An 18,980-nucleotide genomic window follows, 5' to 3' on the forward strand; every position below is an offset into this window, starting at 1 on the left:
CAGCGTCCGGCTGAAGTCCCCCGCACCTCGGAGGTCCAGCATGTCGAACCAGAACCCGGCCGACCGGCCGGACCGCACCGACGACCCGTCCCCGACCGGGACGCACGCGGCCGTGGCGCTCTCACCCACGGCACACGAGGACACCTTCACCCGGGACCACCTGCCCCCGCCCGAGGAGTGGCCGCTGATCCGGCCGCTGGACCACCCCGACCGGCTCAACTGCGCGGAGGAACTGCTCGACGGCACCATCGCCCGCTTCGGCGCGGACCGCCGCTGCCTGGTCGGTGACCACGAGAGCCTCACCTACGGTCAGCTCCGGGAACGGGTGGACCGGATCGCCCACGTGCTGGTGGACGAACGCGGTCTGCGCCCGGGGCAGCGGGTGCTGCTGCGCGGGCCCAACTCCCCCTGGCTGGCCGCATGCTGGCTGGCGGTCCTCAGGGCCGGGGGAGTGGTCGTCACCGTCCTGCCGGTCCTGCGCGCCGGGGAGCTCACCACCATCCTCCGCTCCGCCGAGGTCTCCCACGCGGTCTGCGACGCCCGGTTCCTCGACGACCTCACCGAGGCCGCGGCGGGCTTCGGGGACCGGGCCCCGGACGTCCTGGCCTACGGCGGTGACGGACCCGACGACCTCACCGCACGGATCACCGGGCACCGGGCCAGCGGGGCGCCCGCGGACTTCGCCCCGGTGCCCACCGCCGCCGACGACGCCTGCATGATCGCCTACACCTCCGGCACCACCGGCGACCCCAAGGGCTGCGTCCACTTCCACCGGGACGTCCTCGCCATCGCGGACACCTACTCGGCCCGGATCCTCAGACCCCGGCCGGACGACCTCTTCGTCGGCAGCCCGCCCTTCGCCTTCACCTTCGGCCTCGGCGGACTCCTGGTCTTCCCGCTGCGCGCCGGGGCGGCCACAGTCCTCCTCGAACGCCCCCGCCCCGAGGCGCTGCTGGACGCCGTCAGCGAACGCGGCGCCACGATCGTGTTCACCGCCCCCACCGCCTACCGGGCCATGCTCGCCCGGACCGGTGACCGTGACCTGTCCTCGCTGCGCCGCTGCGTCTCCGCCGGAGAGCACCTGCCCGCCGCGACGTGGCGGGCCTGGTACGACGCCACCGGCATCCGGATGCTCGACGGCATCGGCGCGACGGAGATGCTGCACATCTTCGTCTCCGCCACGGACGAGCACATGCGCCCCGGCTCCACCGGGCGCCCCGTCCCCGGGTTCGAGGCCCGGATCCTCGACGACCAGGGGCGGCCCGTCCCCGACGGGGAACCCGGGCACCTGGCGGTCCGGGGCCCGGTCGGCTGCCGCTACCTGGCGGACGACCGCCAGCGCGAGTACGTCCGCCACGGCTGGAACCACACGGGGGACACCTACGTCCGCGACGAGGACGGCTACTTCTGGTACCGGGCGCGCAGCGACGACATGATCGTCTCCGCCGGGTACAACATCGCCCCGGCCGAGGTGGAGGAGGCCCTGCTCACCTCGCCCGACGTCGAGGAGGCGGCGGTGGTCGGCGCCCGGGACCCGGACCGGGGCCTGGTGGTCCACGCCCACGTGGTCCCGCGCGAGGGGATCACCCCCGACACCGCCCTGGCCGACCGGCTCAGGGAACACGTACGCGCGCGCATCGCCCCCTACAAGGCCCCGCGCGCCATCGTCTTCCGCGCCGCGCTGCCCCGTACCGCCACCGGCAAGCTCCAACGCTTCCGGCTCCGGGAGGGCGCCGACGAGTGAGGCGCCGGGGTCCGGGAGAGCGTCGTCCAGGCGCGCGCGGGGGGCGTTCCCACCCCGCCGGGCACACACGGATCCGCGACGAACAGGAAGGCACACGATGCGCATCGCGTGTATCGGGGCGGGACCGGCCGGACTCTACTTCGCGGCCCTGGCCCGACAGCTGGACCACACCCACGACATCACCGTCTACGAACGCAACGCCCTCGACGACACCTTCGGGTTCGGGGTGGTGCTCTCCGACGAGACCCTGGGCGGCATCGAACACGCCGACCCGGCCGTCTACGAGGCGATGGCCTCCGAGTTCGCCCGCTGGGACGACATCGACGTCCACCACCGCGGCACCGTCACCACCTCCGGGGGGCACGGCTTCGCCGCCATCGGCCGCCGCCGACTCCTCCGGATCCTGCGCGCCCGCTGCGCCGAGCTCGGGGTGCGGGTCCTCGGCCGGACCGAGGCCCCGCCCGCCGCCGAGCTGGCCGCCACCCACGACCTCGTCGTCGCCGCCGACGGGATCAACAGCCACACCCGGTCCGCCCACGCCACGGCCTTCGGCACCGAACTCCAACCGCACCGCAACCGGTTCATGTGGCTCGGCACCGACCTGGTCTTCGACGCCTTTAACTTCCACGTCCTGGAGACCCCTCACGGGGTCGTGCAGCTGCACTGCTACCCGTACTCCACCGACTCCAGCACCTTCATCGTCGAGATGGGCGAGGACGTGTGGCGCCGGGCCGGGTTCGTCGACCGCGACCTAGCCCCGGGGGAGAGCGACCTCGCGGCGATCACCCGCTGCGAGGACCTCTTCGCCGGAGTGCTGCGGGGGCACCGCCTCCGGCCCAACAACTCCCGCTGGCAGCGGTTCACCACCGTGCGCAACCGCACCTGGCGCCACGGCAACACCGTCCTCCTCGGCGACGCAGCGCACAGCGCGCACTTCTCCATCGGCTCCGGCACCAAACTGGCCATGGAGGACGCGCTCGCCCTCGCCGCCTGCCTGAGCGAACAGCCCAGCGTCGACGCCGCGCTCGGCGCCTACGAGGACGAACGCCGCCCCGTCGTGGCCAGCACCCAGCGCGCCGCCCAGGCCAGCCTGGAGTGGTTCGAGGACATCGCCCGGCACGTCGACGCGGAACCGCTCCAGTTCGCCTTCGACCTGCTCACCCGCAGCCGCCGCGTCACCTACGACAACCTGCGCCTGCGCGACCCCGAGTTCGTCGCCCGCGTGGACGGTTGGTTCGCCCGCGAGGTCGCGTCGGGGCACGCCCCGGAGCGCGGCGCGGAACCAGGGGAGTCCGTCCCCGCCGGACCCGAACCCGAACCGCGCCCGCCCATGTTCCATCCCTTCCGGCTGGGACCCGTGGAACTGGACAACCGGGTGGTGGTCTCGGCCATGGACATGTACTCCGCCACGGACGGCCTCCCCGGCGACTTCCACCTCGTCCACCTGGGCGGCAAGGCCCTGGGCGGGGCCGGGCTGGTCATGACCGAGATGGTGTGCGTGTCCGCCGACGCCCGCATCACCCCCGGCTGCGCGGGCCTCTACACACCCGAGCACGAGGCCGCCTGGGGCCGCGTCACCGAGTTCGTGCACACCCACAGCACGGCCCGGATCGGCGTGCAGCTCGGCCACGCCGGACGCAAGGGCTCCACCCGCCTCATGTGGGAGGGCATCGACCAGCCCCTGCCCACCGGGAACTGGCCCCTGGTCGCCCCCTCACCGCTGCCCTACCGGGACGGGGTCAACCAGGTCCCCGAAGAGCTCGGCCCCGCCGCGATGGCCGCGATCCGCGACGACTTCGCCTCCGCCGCCCGCTCCGCCGACCGCGCCGGGTTCGACCTCCTCGAACTCCACTGCGCCCACGGCTACCTGCTCTCCTCCTTCCTGTCCCCGGTCACCAACCACCGCACCGACCACTACGGGGGCGACCTCACCGCACGGCTCCGCTACCCCCTGGAGGTCCTGGCCGCGGTCCGTGCCGAGTGGCCCGACCACAAGGCCCTCACCGTCCGGATCTCCGCCACCGACTGGGTCGAGGACGGCACCACCGCCGACGACGCCGTGCGCATCGCCCGGGCCCTGGCCGGGGCGGGAGCCGACGCCATCGACGTCTCCACGGGCCAGGTCACCCCGGACGAACGGCCCGCCTTCGGACGCAGCTACCAGGTGCCCTTCGCCGAACGCATCCGCCGCGAACTCGGCGTGCCCGTCATCGCGGTCGGCGCCCTCTCCTCCCACGACGACGTCAACTCCACGATCCTCGCGGGCCGGGCCGACCTGTGCGCCCTGGCCCGCCCCCACCTGTACGACCCCCAGTGGACCCTGCACGCCGCCGCCGAACAGGGCTACACCGGCCCGGGGGCGACCTGGCCCACCCCCTTCAGGGCGGGCAGCCGCAGACCGCCCACCGGCCGGACCGACGGACCGCGCCCCCGGCTGGACCTGCTACGTTCCTCCGAGACACCGGCCACCCGGCACCGGCGGTGGCGCCCGGACACCCCGGAACGGGTCCGGCCACGAACCAAGGAGGACCACGGTGACGACGCCCTACGGTGAGCACCCCAGCCAGATCGTCCACCGCTGGGACCCCGAGGGCGCCGAGGCCCCCGCCCCCGTGGCCGTGCTCCTGCACGGTGGCTGGTGGCGCGACCTGCACGACGCCCGCCTGATGGATCCGATCGCCCGCGACCTCGCCGCCTCCGGGTGGGCGGTGTGGAACGTCGAGTACCGGCGCACCGGCGCGGACGGCGGCGGCTGGCCGCAGACCCGCGACGACGTCGCCCGCGCCCTCGACCTCCTCGCCGCCACCGCCGAACACGAGCCGGGGCTGGACACCTCCAGGGTGGTGTCGATCGGCCACTCCGCCGGGGGACACCTCGCCCTGATGACGGCCGTCGACTCGCCGGTGACCTCGGTGGTCCCCATCGCGCCCGTCACCGACCTGCGCCGCTGCGCCGAGGCCGCACTGGGGGAGGGCGCGGTCGCACCCTTCCTCGGCCCCGACCCCGCGCCCGCGCTCTACGCCGAGTCCTCGCCCCTGCACCGGCTGCCGTTCGGACTGCCGCAGCTGGTCGTCCACGGCGACGCCGACCAGCGCGTGCCGGTCGAGCACAGCCGCGACTACGTGGCCGCGGCCCGCGCCGCCGGGGACACCGTCGACTACCGGGAGGTCCCGGGCATCGACCACTTCGCCGCCATCGACCCCGAACGCGCCGCCTGGCGCGAGGTGCGCGACGCGCTCGCGCACGGCTGGGGCTGACACACGACGGGGGCGGTGCCCGGCCAGGCCGGGCACCGCCCCCGAACCGGCGGGCTAGTTCCTGCTGCCGTCGCCCTCGGCGCCGCCGCTCTGGCCGCCCCGCCAGCGGTCGGCCACCGTGTCGAAGATCTGGCCCCCGGCGCGACCGGCGCCACCGGCCACGTCACGGATGGTCTTCACCAGCGGGTCGGAGGAACGGCTCCAGCCCTCCCGGTAGGAGTTGGCCGCGCTGCTCGCCTCCTCGGAGACGCTGGCGTCCCTGTCGCTGGCGCGGCGCGGGTACTGGCCGTCCAGGATCCGCTGGTACTCGCCGCTCTCGGTCCACCGGTGGAGCTCGGCCACCCGGACCACCGCGAACGGGTGGCTCTGCGGGATGGTGGTCATCAGCTTGAGGACGCTGTCCACGGCGTCCCCGCCGCCCTCGTACTCGCGGGCCTGCTCCATGAACGCGTCGGGGTTCATCTGGGACAGGTTCGAGCCGCCGGCCAGCTTCATCAGGGCGCTCTTGGCGGCCTCGGGGTTCTGACAGGTCAGCAGCCCGGCGCGGTCGCTGGAGAGCTCGGACTTGCGCTGCCACTCCCGCAGGCCCGCCAGGATCGCCTGGATCGCGATGGCGCCCAGCGGAATCCACATGATCTTGGTGGACAGCCACACCAGCAGCAGGAGGATGGTGCGGTACACGGAGTGCCCGCTCAGCACGTGACCGACCTCGTGGCCGATGACGAACCGCTTCTCCTCGGCGTTGAACAGGTCGAACAGACCGGTCGTCATGACGATGAACGGCTTCTTGCGGCCGATAGCCATCGCGTTGGGCTGGGGGTCCATCTTCACGTAGAGCTCGGGAACCTCGTCCAGGTCGAGGACGTAGGCAGCGTCGCGGAGGTAGTCGTGCAGCTCCGGGAACTGGGTGGGGCTGACCCGCACCGCGCTGGAGAGGAACATCAGGCGGAGCGAGCGCTCGTTGATCCGCCCGAACAGGGACTTGACGAGGGTGTCGAAGCCCGACAGCGAACGCAGCGCGACCAGGGCGCCGCGGTCGGCGGGGTGCTCGTAGGCACGAGGGGAGATGTCTGTGAGCCGGACGCGTGCGCGGTCTGGTGAGTTGGCCATAACGGCATGCTATGCGGCACGATGCCCGTTGGCCACGGTTCGGAGCCATCGAGATATGACGTGATTCGCGAGTGTTTCACGAACCCCGCGGGAAGCAGGGCGACCCGCCCCTTGTTTCTGGTGTTGCCGGGAGCATCACGCCCGCGACCCGTCGGGGTCGGCTAATCTCGGTTGGCCGAAACCGGCAAGACGGCAGCGAACGGAGCGCACAGTGACACACCAGGCCACCGGCGGCTCCCAGGGAGGGAGCCCACCTGTGAGACGGGACGGCTCCGCGCCGACCCGGGTCGGCATCATGGGCGGCACCTTCGACCCCATCCACCACGGCCACCTCGTCGCCGCGAGTGAGGTCGCCCACCTCTTCGGGCTCGACGAGGTGGTCTTCGTGCCGACCGGGCAACCCTGGCAGAAGGACCTCGACAAGGTCACGCCCTCCGAGGACCGCTACCTCATGACGGTCATCGCGACCGCCGAGAACCCCCAGTTCAGGGTCGACCGCGTCGAGATCGACCGCTCCGGCCCCACCTACACCCTCGACACGCTCCGCCAGATGCGCGCCGTCTACGGCCCCGACGTGGAGCTCTTCTTCATCACCGGGGCCGACGCGCTGGGCGCCATTCTGAGCTGGCACAACGTCGACGAACTCTTCGACCTCGCGCATTTCGTAGGCTGTAACCGGCCCGGACACCACCTCAGCGACACCGGCCTGCCCGAGGGCAAGGTCTCCCTGGTGGAGGTCCCCGCGCTCGCCATCTCCTCCACCGAGTGCCGCGAACGCGTACGCAAGGGCGAACCCATCTGGTACCTCGTGCCCGACGGCATCGTCCGCTACATCAACAAGACCGGGCTCTACCTGGAGTCCTGACCGCGCCACGCGGACCCGCACCCCGAACAAGTAAGGCAGCAGGCACAACGTGACAGCCACCGACAGGGCCCTGGAACTCGTCAAGGTCGCCGCAGAGGCCGCCTCCGACAAGCTCGCACAGGAGATCATCGCCTACGACGTCAGCGAACAGCTCGTCATCACCGAGGCCTTCGTCCTGTGCTCGGCGCCCAACGACCGCCAGGTCCGCGCCATCGTCGACGAGATCGAGGACCAGCTCCGCATCCAGTCCGGCGCCAAGCCCGTCCGCCGTGAGGGCGAGCGCGACGGCCGCTGGGTCCTCCTGGACTACGCCGACATCGTCGTCCACGTCCAGCACGAGGAGGAGCGCGGCTACTACGGCCTCGAACGCCTCTGGAAGGACTGCCCGGAGATCGAACTCCCCGAGGGCGCCCGGGGCGCCGAGCGCACCCCTCTGGACGAGCCGTAACCTCCGCGGCCGCCGGTCGCCGAACTAGAGAGACACACCACGTGAGTGACGCCCCTCGTGTGCTGTTCTGGCGGCACGGACGCACCGCCTGGAACGTCGAGAAACGCTTTCAGGGACAGACCGACATCGACCTCGACCCGGTCGGCCACGCACAGGCCGAGCGGGCCGGTCGGCTGCTCGCCACGCTGACGCCCGACGCCATCGTCGCCTCCGACCTCAGGCGCGCGGCGGACACCGCCGGGTACCTCTCCCGCTCCTCGGGGCTTCCCGTGGAGTACGACAAGGGGCTGCGCGAACGCTTCGGCGGCTCCTGGGAGGGGCAGACCTCCTCCGAACTGGCCGCGCGCTGGCCGGTGGAGCACCCCCGCATGGACATCCCCGACGGGGAGCACATCTCCGACGTGGGCGACCGCATGCTCGCGGCCATCCACCGGGGCATCGACAGGACCCCGCCCGGTGGGCTCCTGGTCATCGTCAGCCACGGGGCGGCGCTGAGGATCGGCATCACCCGCATGCTCGGCATCCCCGACGAACAGCGCGAGGTCCTCGGCCCGCTCAGCAACGCCTGCTGGTCCGTGCTCCAGACCCGGGGGGACACCTGGCGCCTCATGGAGCACAACGCCGCCAGTCTCCCCGAGCCCGTGGTGCTCAGCGACGACGCGTGATCCGTTTCGACGAACCGGGCATCTTCCGCTAAGGTTCAGGGAGTCGGAGGGGCACCCGCCCCCACGACTCCCGCACGGGGCTATGGCGCAGTTGGTAGCGCGCCTCCATGGCATGGAGGAGGTCTGGGGTTCGAATCCCCATAGCTCCACGAGTAGGGCCCGCTGGGTGGTTGCCGCGCAACCTCCCGGCGGGCCTTCCTGTTTTCCGGGGGACGATCGCCCGAGCCCCCTGATCTCCGGGACGGCGCCCTGCGGAGTGTGAACGCGCTCGGCGGGGCCGTCCCGCCGTTTTCCGTGGGGGCTCCGATCGTTTCTCGGGGACACCCACCGACCCCCGCGCAGGTCTCCCCGGAGCCCCTGGGGGGCTCTCAGTCGTCGACGGTCTCCAGGAAGGCCCGCGCCTCCTCCACGAACCGGTCGTGTGCCTCCAGCTGGGCCCAGTGCCCGCAGTCCGGCACCGTGACGAGTCGGGCGTTCGGCATCAGTTCGGCGGCTCGCCGAGAACCCCTGAGCGGCACGATCGGGTCCTTCTCCCCGTGGACGAAGAGTGTGGGCGCGCTGATCTCCCCGACCACGGGCAGCAGATCGTTGCGCATCCCGTGCGGTCCGAGGTTGGCCTGGTTGTAGCGGATGTATCCCAGCGCGGCGCCGGGTTTGCGTCCCTCGCGGCGAAACTCGGCCACGACTTCGGGCGGCATCGTCGACACGTCGTGGACGACCGCGCGCAGTGCCAGCCCGACGAACCGGTTGGCCAGGGCCGAGAGCCGGAGCAGGATCGGGTCGGGAATCCGCGCGGCCCACCACGCGGCCCGGTGCGTGAACCGGTTCCCGACACGGTCCCCCAGCCCACCCGGGCCGATCAGGATGAGCGACCGGACCCGGTCCGGGTGGCGCCGGGCCAGGTTCAGGGCCACGTCGCCGCCCATCGACACGCCCACGACCACTGCCTCCTCCACCCCCAGCTCGCGCAGGAGCCGGGCGAGGAAGTCGGCCAGCGCCGCGGGGCCGCCCAGGGGCTCGATCCCCGCGGTGCCGCCGAACCCGGGCAGATCCGGTGCGATCACACGGTGGTCGGGCCCGAACTCCTCGAACATCCGATACCAGGAGATGGTGGCGTTGTCGTTGCTGCCACCGTGCACCAGCAGAAGCGGTGGGTCGTCAGCCGATCCGCCGTGGAGGACGCGCACTCTGCCCCCGTCGAGGTCGAGGTACTCGGCGCGTGAGTCAGGGGGGAGGAAGGTCATGAGCGGCTCCAGAGGGCCTCGAGGTCGTCGGCGAGGCGCGCGAAGCACTCCTTGCCGGGCGTGGTGTCGGTGGTCCCCGTATCCGCCGCGCGCGCGACCAGCTCGCCCATGCCCAGGATGAGGCCGTCCAGGTCATCGTGGGGGGCGGTACGGGCGAGGCCGACGTTCCAGACGGCCAGGTTCGTGGCCAGCGACTCGGGGTCCAGGTCGGACCGGACCATTCCGGCCTCCCGCATCCGTCGGACGAAGTCCGCGCCCATCGGCAACCGCGCACGGTACGGGGAATCCTGGTCACTCGGACGCCGGACGGGGCCGATCTCCCCCTTGTACAGCGCCCGTAGGAAGGGTCGTGTGTGCAAAGCGGTCAGGGAGTGCACGAAGAGGCGTGAGAGGAGGCCTCCACGCGGGTCGGCGGCGACCTCCGCCCGGGTGGTCGCCAGGGCCAGCCCCATCTCGTGGCCGACGACGGCTCTGGTCAGCGCCTCCTTGCTGTCGAAGCGCAGGTAGAGGACGCCCTTGGCCACTCCGGCCCGGTGCGAGACCTCGTCCATGGTGGTGCGTCTCGATCCGTGTTCCGCCATGGCAGCGGCGGCGGCGTCGAGGATGACCCCGGTGTCCACACTGGGTCGGGCCATCTTCCATCCTTAATGACCAGAATCGTCTATTTGGTCATTCTAGGTCGAGGGGCGGGGAAGTCAACGCCTCCGGGCCCGTACCGGGAGACCGCCCCGACGGAACGGGGGCCGGTCTCCCACGGGGATCAGGCCGAGGCCACCTCCTCGTCGCGGTCCTCGACCTCGGCGATGTGCAGCGCGGAGACCAGGTCCCGGTACAGCTCGTCCTCCTCCAACAGCTGCGCGTGGGTGCCCTGCGCACGAATACGCCCGTCCTCCAGCAGCAGGATGCGGTCGGCGTGGATCACCGTGGACAGCCGGTGCGCGATGGTCACCACGGCCGCGCGGTCGGCGTGTCCGCGCACGCTGCGGGTGATGGCGGCCTCGGTGATCGCGTCCACCTGCGAGGTGGCCTCGTCGAGGAGCAGCACGTCCGGGGACCCGAGCAGGGCCCGGGCCAGGGCGATGCGCTGGCGCTGGCCACCGGAGATCGAGCTGGCGTCCAACGAGGTGTCCAGCCCCTCCTCCAGGGCGGCGACCATGTCGGTCAGCAGCACCTCGTCCAGGACCCGTCGGATGTCCTCCTCCGACGCCTCCGGGTTGGTGAACAGCAGGTTCTCGCGGATGGTGCCGGGCACCACCGGGGTGTCCTGCTCGACGTAGGCGAAGTGACCGCGCACCTGCTGCGGGGACAGCTCCTGGTAGGGCCTGCCGTCAACCGTGATCAGGCCCTCCTCCGGCTCCAGGAACCGCAGGAGCAGGGACAGGACCGTGGTCTTGCCCGCCCCGGAGGGGCCGACGATCGCGGTGTGCCCGCGCCTGGGGACGGTCATGTCGATCCGCTCCAGCGCGGTGGCGGCTCCGGGCGCGTAACGGGCGGTGACACCGCGCAGCTCCAGCAGCGGACTCCCGTGACCGTTGCTGGCGGCCGGAGCGGTCCCGGAGGGGGCCTCGGCGGTGGGTTCGAGCGGGATGGCCTCCACCTCACGGATGCGCTTGGCGGCGGCGATGCCCGACTGGAGGGTGGTCACGCTCTGGGAGAGCTCCATGACCGGGTTCATCAGGGTGAAGGCGTAGAGCAGGAACGCGACCAGCGTGGAGACCGCGATCTCCCCGGAGGCCACCCGCGTCGCGCCCACGCCGAGGATGGCGATGATCGCCAGCTGGACGCCGCCGAAGGCGATGGTCCAGGCCACGGCCTCGCGCCGGACCGAACGGATGCCGTGCCGGGTCGCGTCCTCCGCGTGTTCGAGGATCTGCGAGCCCAGGCGTTCCTCGGCCCTGCTCACCTTCACCGTGCGGATCGCGCGCAGGGAGCCGTCGAGCACCCCGCCCATGAGGCCGAGGGAGTTCTGCGCCTTCTCCTGGGCCCTGGCGATGGCGGGCATGAGGGTGAGGAAGAGGACCGTGACGACGACCACCGCGACGACGGTGACGCTCAGCAGGACCAGGTCGAGGACGCCCATCATGATCAGGGTGCCCACCATGAGGACGCTGCCGTTGACCAGGCTGATGATGCTGCTGGAGGCGGCCTCCTTGAGGAGGACGGTGTCCGAGGTGGCCCTGGTGACGAGCTCGCCGGAGGGGCGCTTGGACATCGGGAACAGGGCGGCCCGGAAGTAGCGGCGCACGAGGGAGGTGCGCGCCTCCAGGACGACCTTCTCCGCGACGGTGCCGAGCACGATCCAGTGCCACAGGCCCGTCACCAGGCCGACGCCGAACAGGCTCAGCAGGATCGCGATGGGCATGGCGAGACTGCCCGAGTCGGAGATGGTGTCCAGCACGAGCTTGACCACCATCGGGTTGGCCAGTTCCAGCGCCGAGCCGAACAGGGCGAGGACCAGGCCGAGGAGGAGCTTGTTCCGGTGGGGTCGGACGAAGGACCAGAGCACCCGCAGCTGGGCGAAGCGGGGCTCCGGCGCGGGTCTGTCCGCGGGGTCGGGTGGGGCTGGTTCTACCGGTGGGTGAGCAGTCATGGATGAAATTAGGTCATAGGTGACCGATTATTGTCAACAGATTACCGACGCCCCTACTATGAGGGCATGGTGAAGAGCGATCCCTCCGAGGAAGAGACCAGGACCCGCGCCCGCACCCGCCGCGCGATCCTCGACGCCGCCGTCGACGTACTGGGTGAGAACCGCGCCGCGCCGCTGTCCCACGTGGCCACGCGCGCCGGGGTGGCCCGGAGCACGCTCCAGCGCTACTTCCCCGAGCGGGCCGACCTCGTCGCCGCTCTGGGCGACCACGCCAGCGAACTGGCCAACGAGGCCACGGAACGCGCCCGCCCCACGGAGGGCACCGCCATCGAGGCCTTCTCCCGCCTCGTGTCCGAGTACTTCGCGCTCCAGAAGATCTCCATGCTCTCCTTCGGCGGAGACGACCCGTCACAGGAGCAGGAAGAGGAGGAGTGCGGGCCCAGCGACCTCGCCTTCTACGAGGTCGTCGAGCGCGGGCACGAGGACGGCACCATCGACCCCCGGATCACGCCGCTGTGGGCGCAGCAGCTCCTGTGGTCCACGCTCTACGGGGGCTGGCTCTACGTGAACTCCGCGAGGGTCCCCGCCTTCGAGGCCCACAACATGTGCGTGCTGTCGCTCGTCAAGGCCGTCTCGCGGGAGAGAAGGGACTGACCGGGCCTGCGGGGCCCGGTCGCCGGGGGCGTCACAGGTAGAGGCCGGTGCCCCGATCCGGTGCCTCGTTCGCGATCGCGTGGACGTCGCGCTCCCGCAGGATCACGTAGCGCTCACCGTTCAACTCGACCTCGCCCTGTTCCTCGGGATCGAAGAGCACGCGGTCACCCGTCTTCACGTGACGGGCACCGGTCCCGGCACCGCGCACCTCACCCCAGGCCAGCCGGGTCGCCAACTTCACCGTGTCCGGAATGACCAGACCCGCGCTGCTGCGCCGCTCACTCTTGTCCGGGACCGTCTTCACCAGGAGGCGGTCATGGAGCATCTGGATTTCAAGCTTTGATTCGGCCACCTCACCAGAGTATTCGGCCCGTCCGAGACCAGGCCCCGCGCCCCGGAGCCCCCGGCGTCCACCCCGGGTTTGAACCTGGTTCGACCCACCCTTGACTTCCTGTAGAGTTGAGGCGTGCCGAACGGGGAAACCGTCCGGCCTACCAGGGGCTATGGCGCAGTTGGTAGCGCGCCTCCATGGCATGGAGGAGGTCTGGGGTTCGAATCCCCATAGCTCCACGAGTAGGGCCCGCTGGGTGGTTGCCGCGCAACCTCCCGGCGGGCCTTCCTGCTTTCCGGGGGACGATCGCCCGAGCCCCGGCCTCCGAGACGACCCCGATCGCACGCGGTCGCCGGGTCGTCCCGTCGTTGCACCGGGGTGACCCCCACCCCCCGGTGCGCGCTCGCCGGGGCCCGCGTACCTCGCCACCCCGCTCGGGGTGGACACGCCCACCGTCACGTCCCGTCCACGGCTGGCACGGGGGTTCGGCCCTCCGTTCGGCTCGCGCGCGGCGGTGCCGTTCCGCGACTGATTCCCTCTCTTCTTTCCTCCCGCCGTACCGGCGTCTCCCGTGCCCCGGATCCTCGCTCCCGTCGCGTTCCGAAAGTGGCCCGATCAGTTCCCCCTTTCTCCCTGGGTTCCTTCTCTGTTTGAGGGTTGTCGCCCTTTGGCCTTTTGGGTATCGACTCAACCCTCTACAACTGGTTCAAGGATACGGTTGAAGCGGAGGTGTGTGAATGAGAATTCTCGTGACCGGTGCGAGCGGTAATGTCGGCCGACTGGTGGTGGAGGGGCTCAGGGGAGTCGAGGTCCGGGCGCTCTCGCGGCGGGTCCGTGACGACCTGCCCGACGGCGTCGAGGGTGTGGTCGGTGATCTCGCCCGCCCGGAGAGCCTGGAAGGGGTCTTCGAGGGGGTCGACCGGGTCTATCTCTTTCCCGTTCCGGGCACGGCTGGGCGTGTGGTGGAAATGGCGCGTGCGGCGGGTGTCACCAGAGTGGTGACCCTTTCCTCCGGTGCCGTCACCCACGGGTTCGACACCGACTACCACCTTCCGGTGGAGAGGGCGGTGGAGGCCTCGGGAATGGAGTGGACCCACGTCCGCCCGGGGGAGTTCGCCTTGAACAAACTCTGGCTGTGGGGGCCTTCGATCAGGCGCCGGCGGACGGTCAGGGACCCGTTGCCGGAGGAGGCCTGGTACCCGGTGCACGAACGGGACATCGCGGACGTCGCGGTGGCCGCACTGACGGGGGAGGGGCACGCCGGACGGGCGTACACCCTGAACGGCCCGGATCTGGTGAGTCGCCGGGAACAGGTGGCCGCGATCGCGGAGGCGATCGGGGAACCGGTGCGCTTCGAGGTGGTCGACGCCCACACGGCGAGGAAGGACTACCTGGCCCAGGGCGGATTCGCGGCCGACAACGCGGACTTCCTGTTGGGCTTCGAGGACTACTCCGGTGGCGAGTCGGACCCCGGGGACCTGGAGGTCCCGCAACCGGAGGCGGTGCCGACCTCGATGGACGCCCTCGGGCGGCCCGCACGCACCTTCCGGCAGTGGGCGCGCGACCACGCGGCGGACTTCAGGTAGCCGCCCGGGCGAACAGGCAGCCGAGCCAGACCAGGCTGACGGTGATCGCCGTTCGTTGGACGAGGCCGGTTCGCGGCGCGTCCTCCTCCCACAGGCGGCCGAAGGCGCCGGCGGCAACCGCTGACACTGCCGCGGTGATCCCCGACGCCACCTTCCAGACCGGGTCGTCGAGCCCGAACACCGCGATGAACGGGACCCCCGGCAGCAGCAGGAACACGACCGTGCCCGCCCAGTCGTGCAGCCCGTGCCGGGTGGAGTACTTCTTCGGGGTGGTGTCGGGGGTGCCGGGCGGGTAGCCCCGCATCGGGTCCATGGTGAACACCCCCGAGGCCACCAGGCCCAGGCCGAGCGCTCCCACGCCGACGGCCAGGACGGTACTACCGGTGGTGTCGGGCAGGGCGAGCGCCCCGGCCGTGACCAGCAGTCCGCAGAGGACGAAGTTGGTCGTCTGGATCCACCCGCGCGGACCGAGCGCGAGCGCGCTCACGGGGTGTCTGACCGGGTGGAATCCGGGGCGCGTGAGACCGTCCAGCAGGAGGACGGCGACGAACAGCCAGGAGCCGACGGCTCCGGACCACAGGAGGGGAGTCATGGAGGGCTCCGAACGTAGGCCGTAGCCGGATTCTAGTCGGGGGTTCGACGAACCAATCCTGTGCAACCCGGGGGTTGCGCAGCGGTTGATCCGTGTGCAACTCTGGAGTTGCACAAAGGAGGCTGGTATGGACAGGATCGAACGGCGGATCGACATCGACGCCAGTGCGGAACGGGTCTGGGACCTCGTTTCGCGGCCGGGGTGGTTCATCAACGACGGTCGGGTGGTCGACCACCGGATCGACGAGGTCGAGGACGGCCTGCACCTGGTGCACGACCCCACACACGGTGAGTTCCTGGTGCGCACGGAGAAGCTCGACCCGCCGCACCACGTCGTGTTCAGCTGGCTCGGCAGGGTGGACGAGAAACAGTCCACCCAGGTGGAGATCTGGGTGCGGGAACGACCGGGCGGGGTGACCCTCACCGTCGCGGAGAGCGGGTTCGAGGCGCTGGGTATGGCCGAGGCCGAGCTGCGTGCCCACGTCGCCGGACAGATCGAGGGCTGGGAGATCGAGCTCGCCGCCGCTCGTGGCCTGCTCGATCCGGTGACCGTCGAGCGCACCGTGCACGTGGACGCCACCCCGGAGCGGGTCTGGGAGGCGGTCACCACGCCGGAGCACTTCGCGGCCTGGTACGCCTTCGACGGAGCCGACTTCGAGGCCCGCGAGGGCGCGCCGATGGAGCTGCGTTGGGCCGAGCACGGAACGTTCCGGGGCCGGATCGTCGAGGTGGAGGCGCCGCGCCGGTTCGCCTACCGGATCGCCATGGAGCCCGGGACCGACCCCGGCACGGACGACAGCACCCTGGTGACCTTCGAGGTCAGGGCCTCGGGGGCGGGGAGTCTGCTCACCGTCACCCAGGTCGGGTTCGACGCCCTGGCCGGGCGCTTCGGTGACGCGGCGGGCAACGCGGCGGTGGAACTCGAAGGCTGGAGCGGCGGGTTCACCACCCTCGCGGAACGCCTCTCCGCCACGCGGGGGAGATGAGGCCGTGGACACCACACTGCCCCCCGTCTTCGCCGCGCTGGGGGACGACACCCGGTGGAGCATCCTGGTCCGGCTCGGGAGGGAGCCCGCCTCCGCGTCGGAGCTGGCCCGGGAGCTGCCCGTGTCGCGACAGGCGATCGTGAAGCATCTGGAGGTCCTGCGCACGGTGGGGCTGGTGCGCACCAGACGCAGTGGCCGCTCGATCGTTCACGAGGTGGAGGGCGCCCGCCTGGACGAGGTCGGGCGGAACCTGCGCGGCATCGCCGCCGCCTGGGACCGCAGGCTGGAGGGGATCAGGTCCATCGCTGAGGAGAGGGGCTGACCGGTTCCTCTGAGCTGCTGCGCTGACCGAGGAACGAGAGGAGGGCTGGATCACCCGAGGTGATGCGGTCCACCTCGGTGCCGCCGTCACAGGTGAGCATCGAGACGGTCACCGTGGCACCGGTGCGTGCCACCACCCGCCACAACGCACCGTGCTCCTCCCAACGGAGCAGAGCGGCGACGTGCGGGTTCTCTGCGGAGGACACGGAGGCCCCTTCCCGGGAGGTGGTGAACCGGCACTCCCAGGGTACGAGAGGCGGCTTTCGGGCGGGCGAACCGGATCCCGTCGAGGTGTCGCACGCGCGAGCGGGGATCCAGCCTGGGGCACGGCCCTGCCGGGACCGGGGACCACCCTGGGAGACGGGTGCTGGCAGTCGCCTCGGCCCGACCCCGATGGAGTGGGAGACGACATCGGGGTTCGGACGCGTGCGATGACCCTGGGCCGCACCAAGCCCCGGAACGAGCGGAGTGCCGTCGGCACTGGCCGGACGAAGGCGACCCGCCGGACCGTGGGTCGGCGGACACGCGCACCGGCCGCGAGCGGAGCGACGGACCGGAGGGGCGCCCGGCCGGGCGAACCCAGCCGAGCGCCTCACTCCCGGCCGCGACCGATTGACGGGACCGGCGAGCCTACGAGGGGAGCGAGTAGAAGGTCAGCACCGCGGCGTGGTCGGTGGTCCACTCGTTGTCGGCGTGCTCCGGCACCGGGGCCGGGTCCCCGACGACCAGGTCGCGCGAGTCCCGGACCGTGAGGTCGCCCGCGTGGTACACGAAGTCGATCCGGTCCTGCGGCTCCTCGCGGCCCGTGGACCCCTCGTTGAACGGGTACAGCGGCGACCAGGTGAGGCCCGGCGTGCTCACGGGGTCGGGGTTGGCCACCCGGTAGGAGTCGGTGAACCCGGCCTCGGTCGGGAGCACCGAGGTCGGCCAGGGCACGTCCGCGTACCCGCAGTTCTTCTCCCTCAGGTCCTCCGTCCAGTCCAGGTGCGAGGGCGCGTTGAAGTCACCCACCAGCAGCACCGGGACCTCGTCGGCGGCGTCCACCTGCCCGGACATCGCGGCGAGGGTGTCGGTGATCTGCGGGGTACGCCCGGACTCCGCCTCGCGCTCCAGGACCCGGTCCACGTCCATGCCGTCGAAGCAGAAGTCGTAGGGGCCGTAGGGGGTGTACCCCAGGTGCACGTTCCACAGGTTGACCTGCGACTCCTCGCCGTCGAGCGTGATCCGCACCCCGCCGGAGGCGTTGACCTCGCCGTACTCCTCCGCGATCGGGTACCGGCTGATCACCCCGAGACTGCCCGAACCCTGCCAGTGGTACCAGCCCAGGGCCTCGGCCAACCGGGTCGCGTGCGTGCCCTGCGTCTCCTGGAGTCCGACGACGTCGGCGCCGCTCTCCAGCAGGAACCGCAGCTGCTTCTCGTGGTAGCCGTTGACCTGCGTCCCACCGTGCCAGGTGTTGAGGCTCATCACGCCCAACTCGTCGACGAGCGGCTGGTCGTGGCGGCGCACGGGGATGGTGACGTCCAGGCGCGCGGCGGAGCCGTCCTCACCGGTGGCCTCCACGGTCACGCGGGCCGAGGAGCGGTCGGGGCGGGAGACGCCCGCCGGGGTCTCCCGGTCGGCCGAGGTGCGCGGGGTGCCCGTGAGCGTTCCGTCGCCGGAGACCTCGATCCAGGCGTCGCCGCTCACCTTCGTGAACCCGATCGACCCGCCGCCGCCCGAGACCAGGCCGCCGAGGCCCGCCTCGTAGGCCTGGCCCTGGCGGGCGTTGTGCAGGGTGGTCTCCCCGACCGGGAAGGAGACCGGGCCCTCGGCCGACAGTCGCACTTCGACCGGCTCGGCCAGCCACTGGTAGCCGTCGCGTGCCAGGAAGAAGGCGGTGTAGGAACCCGGCTCCAGGGAGTCGGCGGACAGCCGCACGGTCCCTTCGGCCTCGGGCGCGTACGCCCAGACGAGGGAGGGAGCCACGTACTCCTCGTCCACGGGGCCGCCGCCTGAGGAGCGGTACAGCCCGATCCAGTTGGCGGCGTGCGGCTCGGGGGTGGTGTAGGCGAAGGTGAACTCCCCGCCCTCGGTCAGGCTCAGGGTGCCCTGCGGTGCGGCGGACACGGGGTGGGCCCCCAGCGCCAACAGGAGTGCGGTGAGCACCGTCGGGATCAGGAAACGGACACGCATCCGGGGGAAGCCTCTCGTTCGGGGGATTTCGGACTCAAGCCACCATCCGGTACCCCGGAAACGCGTACGTCCAACATGGGGGGACCCCGGCTGAAGGCCGGGTGAACTCGAACCGGAGCCGAACCCCGGGCGGTGTGGGACGCCTGACACGAATGATGTTCCCGGCACCGCCCGACATCCGTTAGAATCGAAGCGTCGCCGCAAGGCACACGGGGCTATGGCGCAGTTGGTAGCGCGCCTCCATGGCATGGAGGAGGTCTGGGGTTCGAATCCCCATAGCTCCACGAGTAGGGCCCGCTGGGTGGTTGCCGCGCAACCTCCCGGCGGGCCTTCCTGCTTTCCGGGGGACGATCGCCCGAGCCCCGGCCTCCGAGACGACCCCGATCGCACGCGACCGCCGGGTCGTCCCGTCG

The 18,980-nt window shown here is 71.4% G+C and carries 18 protein-coding genes and 3 tRNA genes; 13 read left to right on the plus strand and 8 right to left on the minus strand.

Annotated elements, in window-relative coordinates:
* Positions 1-40 precede the first annotated feature (40 nt).
* The 3 genes from AC0VYL_RS06985 (at position 41) to AC0VYL_RS06995 (ending at position 5,001) form a co-directional block, all read left to right on the plus strand.
* Complete coding sequence (locus AC0VYL_RS06985) at positions 41-1,744, plus strand: benzoate-CoA ligase family protein (RefSeq protein ID WP_475482641.1); 1,704 nt, start codon at positions 41-43, stop codon at positions 1,742-1,744.
* 97 nt (positions 1,745-1,841) lie between these two features.
* Positions 1,842-4,298, plus strand: coding sequence for a bifunctional salicylyl-CoA 5-hydroxylase/oxidoreductase (locus AC0VYL_RS06990; RefSeq protein WP_475482642.1), 2,457 nt, complete (start codon positions 1,842-1,844; stop codon positions 4,296-4,298).
* Positions 4,279-5,001: an alpha/beta hydrolase family protein gene (locus AC0VYL_RS06995; protein WP_475482643.1), complete on the plus strand. Its 723-nt coding sequence runs from the start codon at positions 4,279-4,281 to the stop codon at positions 4,999-5,001. Before AC0VYL_RS06990 ends, AC0VYL_RS06995 begins: the two co-directional genes overlap by 20 nt.
* Before the next feature lie 54 nt (positions 5,002-5,055).
* On the opposite strand, the gene AC0VYL_RS07000 is transcribed toward AC0VYL_RS06995, so the two are convergent.
* On the minus strand, positions 5,056-6,111 hold the full coding sequence (locus AC0VYL_RS07000) for a M48 family metallopeptidase (protein WP_475460486.1): 1,056 nt from the start codon (positions 6,109-6,111) through the stop codon (positions 5,056-5,058).
* Between the two features lie 256 nt (positions 6,112-6,367).
* Between AC0VYL_RS07000 and nadD the strand changes: the two genes are divergently transcribed.
* The 4 genes from nadD to AC0VYL_RS07020 all read left to right on the plus strand — a co-directional run bounded on the left by nadD (position 6,368) and on the right by AC0VYL_RS07020 (position 8,238).
* Positions 6,368-6,976: a nicotinate-nucleotide adenylyltransferase gene (gene nadD / locus AC0VYL_RS07005; protein ID WP_475460488.1), complete on the plus strand. Its 609-nt coding sequence runs from the start codon at positions 6,368-6,370 to the stop codon at positions 6,974-6,976.
* A gap of 49 nt (positions 6,977-7,025) precedes the next feature.
* Positions 7,026-7,424, plus strand: coding sequence for a ribosome silencing factor (gene rsfS / locus AC0VYL_RS07010; RefSeq protein ID WP_475460490.1), 399 nt, complete (start codon positions 7,026-7,028; stop codon positions 7,422-7,424).
* A 41-nt stretch (positions 7,425-7,465) separates the two neighbouring features.
* Entirely contained in the window at positions 7,466-8,089 is a 624-nt protein-coding gene (locus tag AC0VYL_RS07015) for a histidine phosphatase family protein (protein ID WP_475460492.1), read from the plus strand.
* A gap of 76 nt (positions 8,090-8,165) precedes the next feature.
* Positions 8,166-8,238: transfer RNA gene (locus AC0VYL_RS07020), tRNA-Ala, on the plus strand.
* Positions 8,239-8,457: 219 nt separating this feature from the next.
* Here AC0VYL_RS07020 and AC0VYL_RS07025 read toward each other — a convergent pair.
* The 3 genes from AC0VYL_RS07025 to AC0VYL_RS07035 all read right to left on the minus strand — a co-directional run bounded on the left by AC0VYL_RS07025 (position 8,458) and on the right by AC0VYL_RS07035 (position 11,839).
* A complete protein-coding gene (locus tag AC0VYL_RS07025; protein WP_475482644.1) occupies positions 8,458-9,333 on the minus strand; it encodes an alpha/beta fold hydrolase in 876 nt (291 codons plus the stop codon).
* Complete coding sequence (locus AC0VYL_RS07030) at positions 9,330-9,968, minus strand: TetR family transcriptional regulator (RefSeq protein WP_475460496.1); 639 nt, start codon at positions 9,966-9,968, stop codon at positions 9,330-9,332. Before AC0VYL_RS07030 ends, AC0VYL_RS07025 begins: the two co-directional genes overlap by 4 nt.
* A gap of 125 nt (positions 9,969-10,093) precedes the next feature.
* Positions 10,094-11,839, minus strand: a complete 1,746-nt coding sequence (locus AC0VYL_RS07035) for an ABC transporter ATP-binding protein (protein WP_475462965.1) — start codon at positions 11,837-11,839, stop codon at positions 10,094-10,096.
* 150 nt (positions 11,840-11,989) lie between these two features.
* Here AC0VYL_RS07035 and AC0VYL_RS07040 point away from each other — a divergent pair, with 150 nt between their 5' ends.
* Positions 11,990-12,577 carry a TetR/AcrR family transcriptional regulator gene (locus tag AC0VYL_RS07040; RefSeq protein ID WP_475460498.1) on the plus strand — a complete coding sequence of 196 codons (588 nt, stop codon included), beginning with the start codon at positions 11,990-11,992 and terminating at the stop codon, positions 12,575-12,577.
* Between the two features lie 31 nt (positions 12,578-12,608).
* On the opposite strand, the gene AC0VYL_RS07045 is transcribed toward AC0VYL_RS07040, so the two are convergent.
* Positions 12,609-12,902 carry a GroES family chaperonin gene (locus AC0VYL_RS07045; protein WP_017545236.1) on the minus strand — a complete coding sequence of 98 codons (294 nt, stop codon included), beginning with the start codon at positions 12,900-12,902 and terminating at the stop codon, positions 12,609-12,611.
* Between the two features lie 172 nt (positions 12,903-13,074).
* On the opposite strand from AC0VYL_RS07045, the gene AC0VYL_RS07050 reads away from it, so the two are divergent.
* Positions 13,075-13,147: transfer RNA gene (locus AC0VYL_RS07050), tRNA-Ala, on the plus strand.
* 498 nt (positions 13,148-13,645) lie between these two features.
* Entirely contained in the window at positions 13,646-14,494 is an 849-nt protein-coding gene (locus tag AC0VYL_RS07055; protein WP_475482645.1) for an NAD(P)H-binding protein, read from the plus strand.
* Here the strand turns inward: AC0VYL_RS07055 and AC0VYL_RS07060 are convergent.
* Positions 14,487-15,086, minus strand: coding sequence for a DUF998 domain-containing protein (locus tag AC0VYL_RS07060; RefSeq protein ID WP_475460502.1), 600 nt, complete (start codon positions 15,084-15,086; stop codon positions 14,487-14,489). The genes AC0VYL_RS07055 and AC0VYL_RS07060 overlap by 8 nt on opposite strands.
* Positions 15,087-15,213: 127 nt before the next feature.
* Between AC0VYL_RS07060 and AC0VYL_RS07065 the strand changes: the two genes are divergently transcribed.
* Positions 15,214-16,071, plus strand: a complete 858-nt coding sequence (locus AC0VYL_RS07065; RefSeq protein WP_475482646.1) for an SRPBCC domain-containing protein — start codon at positions 15,214-15,216, stop codon at positions 16,069-16,071.
* 4 nt (positions 16,072-16,075) lie between these two features.
* Positions 16,076-16,393, plus strand: a complete 318-nt coding sequence (locus AC0VYL_RS07070; RefSeq protein ID WP_378735075.1) for an ArsR/SmtB family transcription factor — start codon at positions 16,076-16,078, stop codon at positions 16,391-16,393.
* Here AC0VYL_RS07070 and AC0VYL_RS07075 read toward each other — a convergent pair.
* Complete coding sequence (locus AC0VYL_RS07075) at positions 16,365-16,598, minus strand: hypothetical protein (protein ID WP_475460506.1); 234 nt, start codon at positions 16,596-16,598, stop codon at positions 16,365-16,367. The genes AC0VYL_RS07070 and AC0VYL_RS07075 overlap by 29 nt on opposite strands.
* A gap of 424 nt (positions 16,599-17,022) precedes the next feature.
* Positions 17,023-18,567, minus strand: a complete 1,545-nt coding sequence (locus tag AC0VYL_RS07080; RefSeq protein WP_475482647.1) for an endonuclease/exonuclease/phosphatase family protein — start codon at positions 18,565-18,567, stop codon at positions 17,023-17,025.
* Positions 18,568-18,778: 211 nt separating this feature from the next.
* Between AC0VYL_RS07080 and AC0VYL_RS07085 the strand changes: the two genes are divergently transcribed.
* Positions 18,779-18,851, plus strand: a tRNA-Ala gene (locus AC0VYL_RS07085).
* Positions 18,852-18,980 lie beyond the last annotated feature (129 nt).

The organism is Nocardiopsis sp. iso_238, assembly GCF_056173325.1.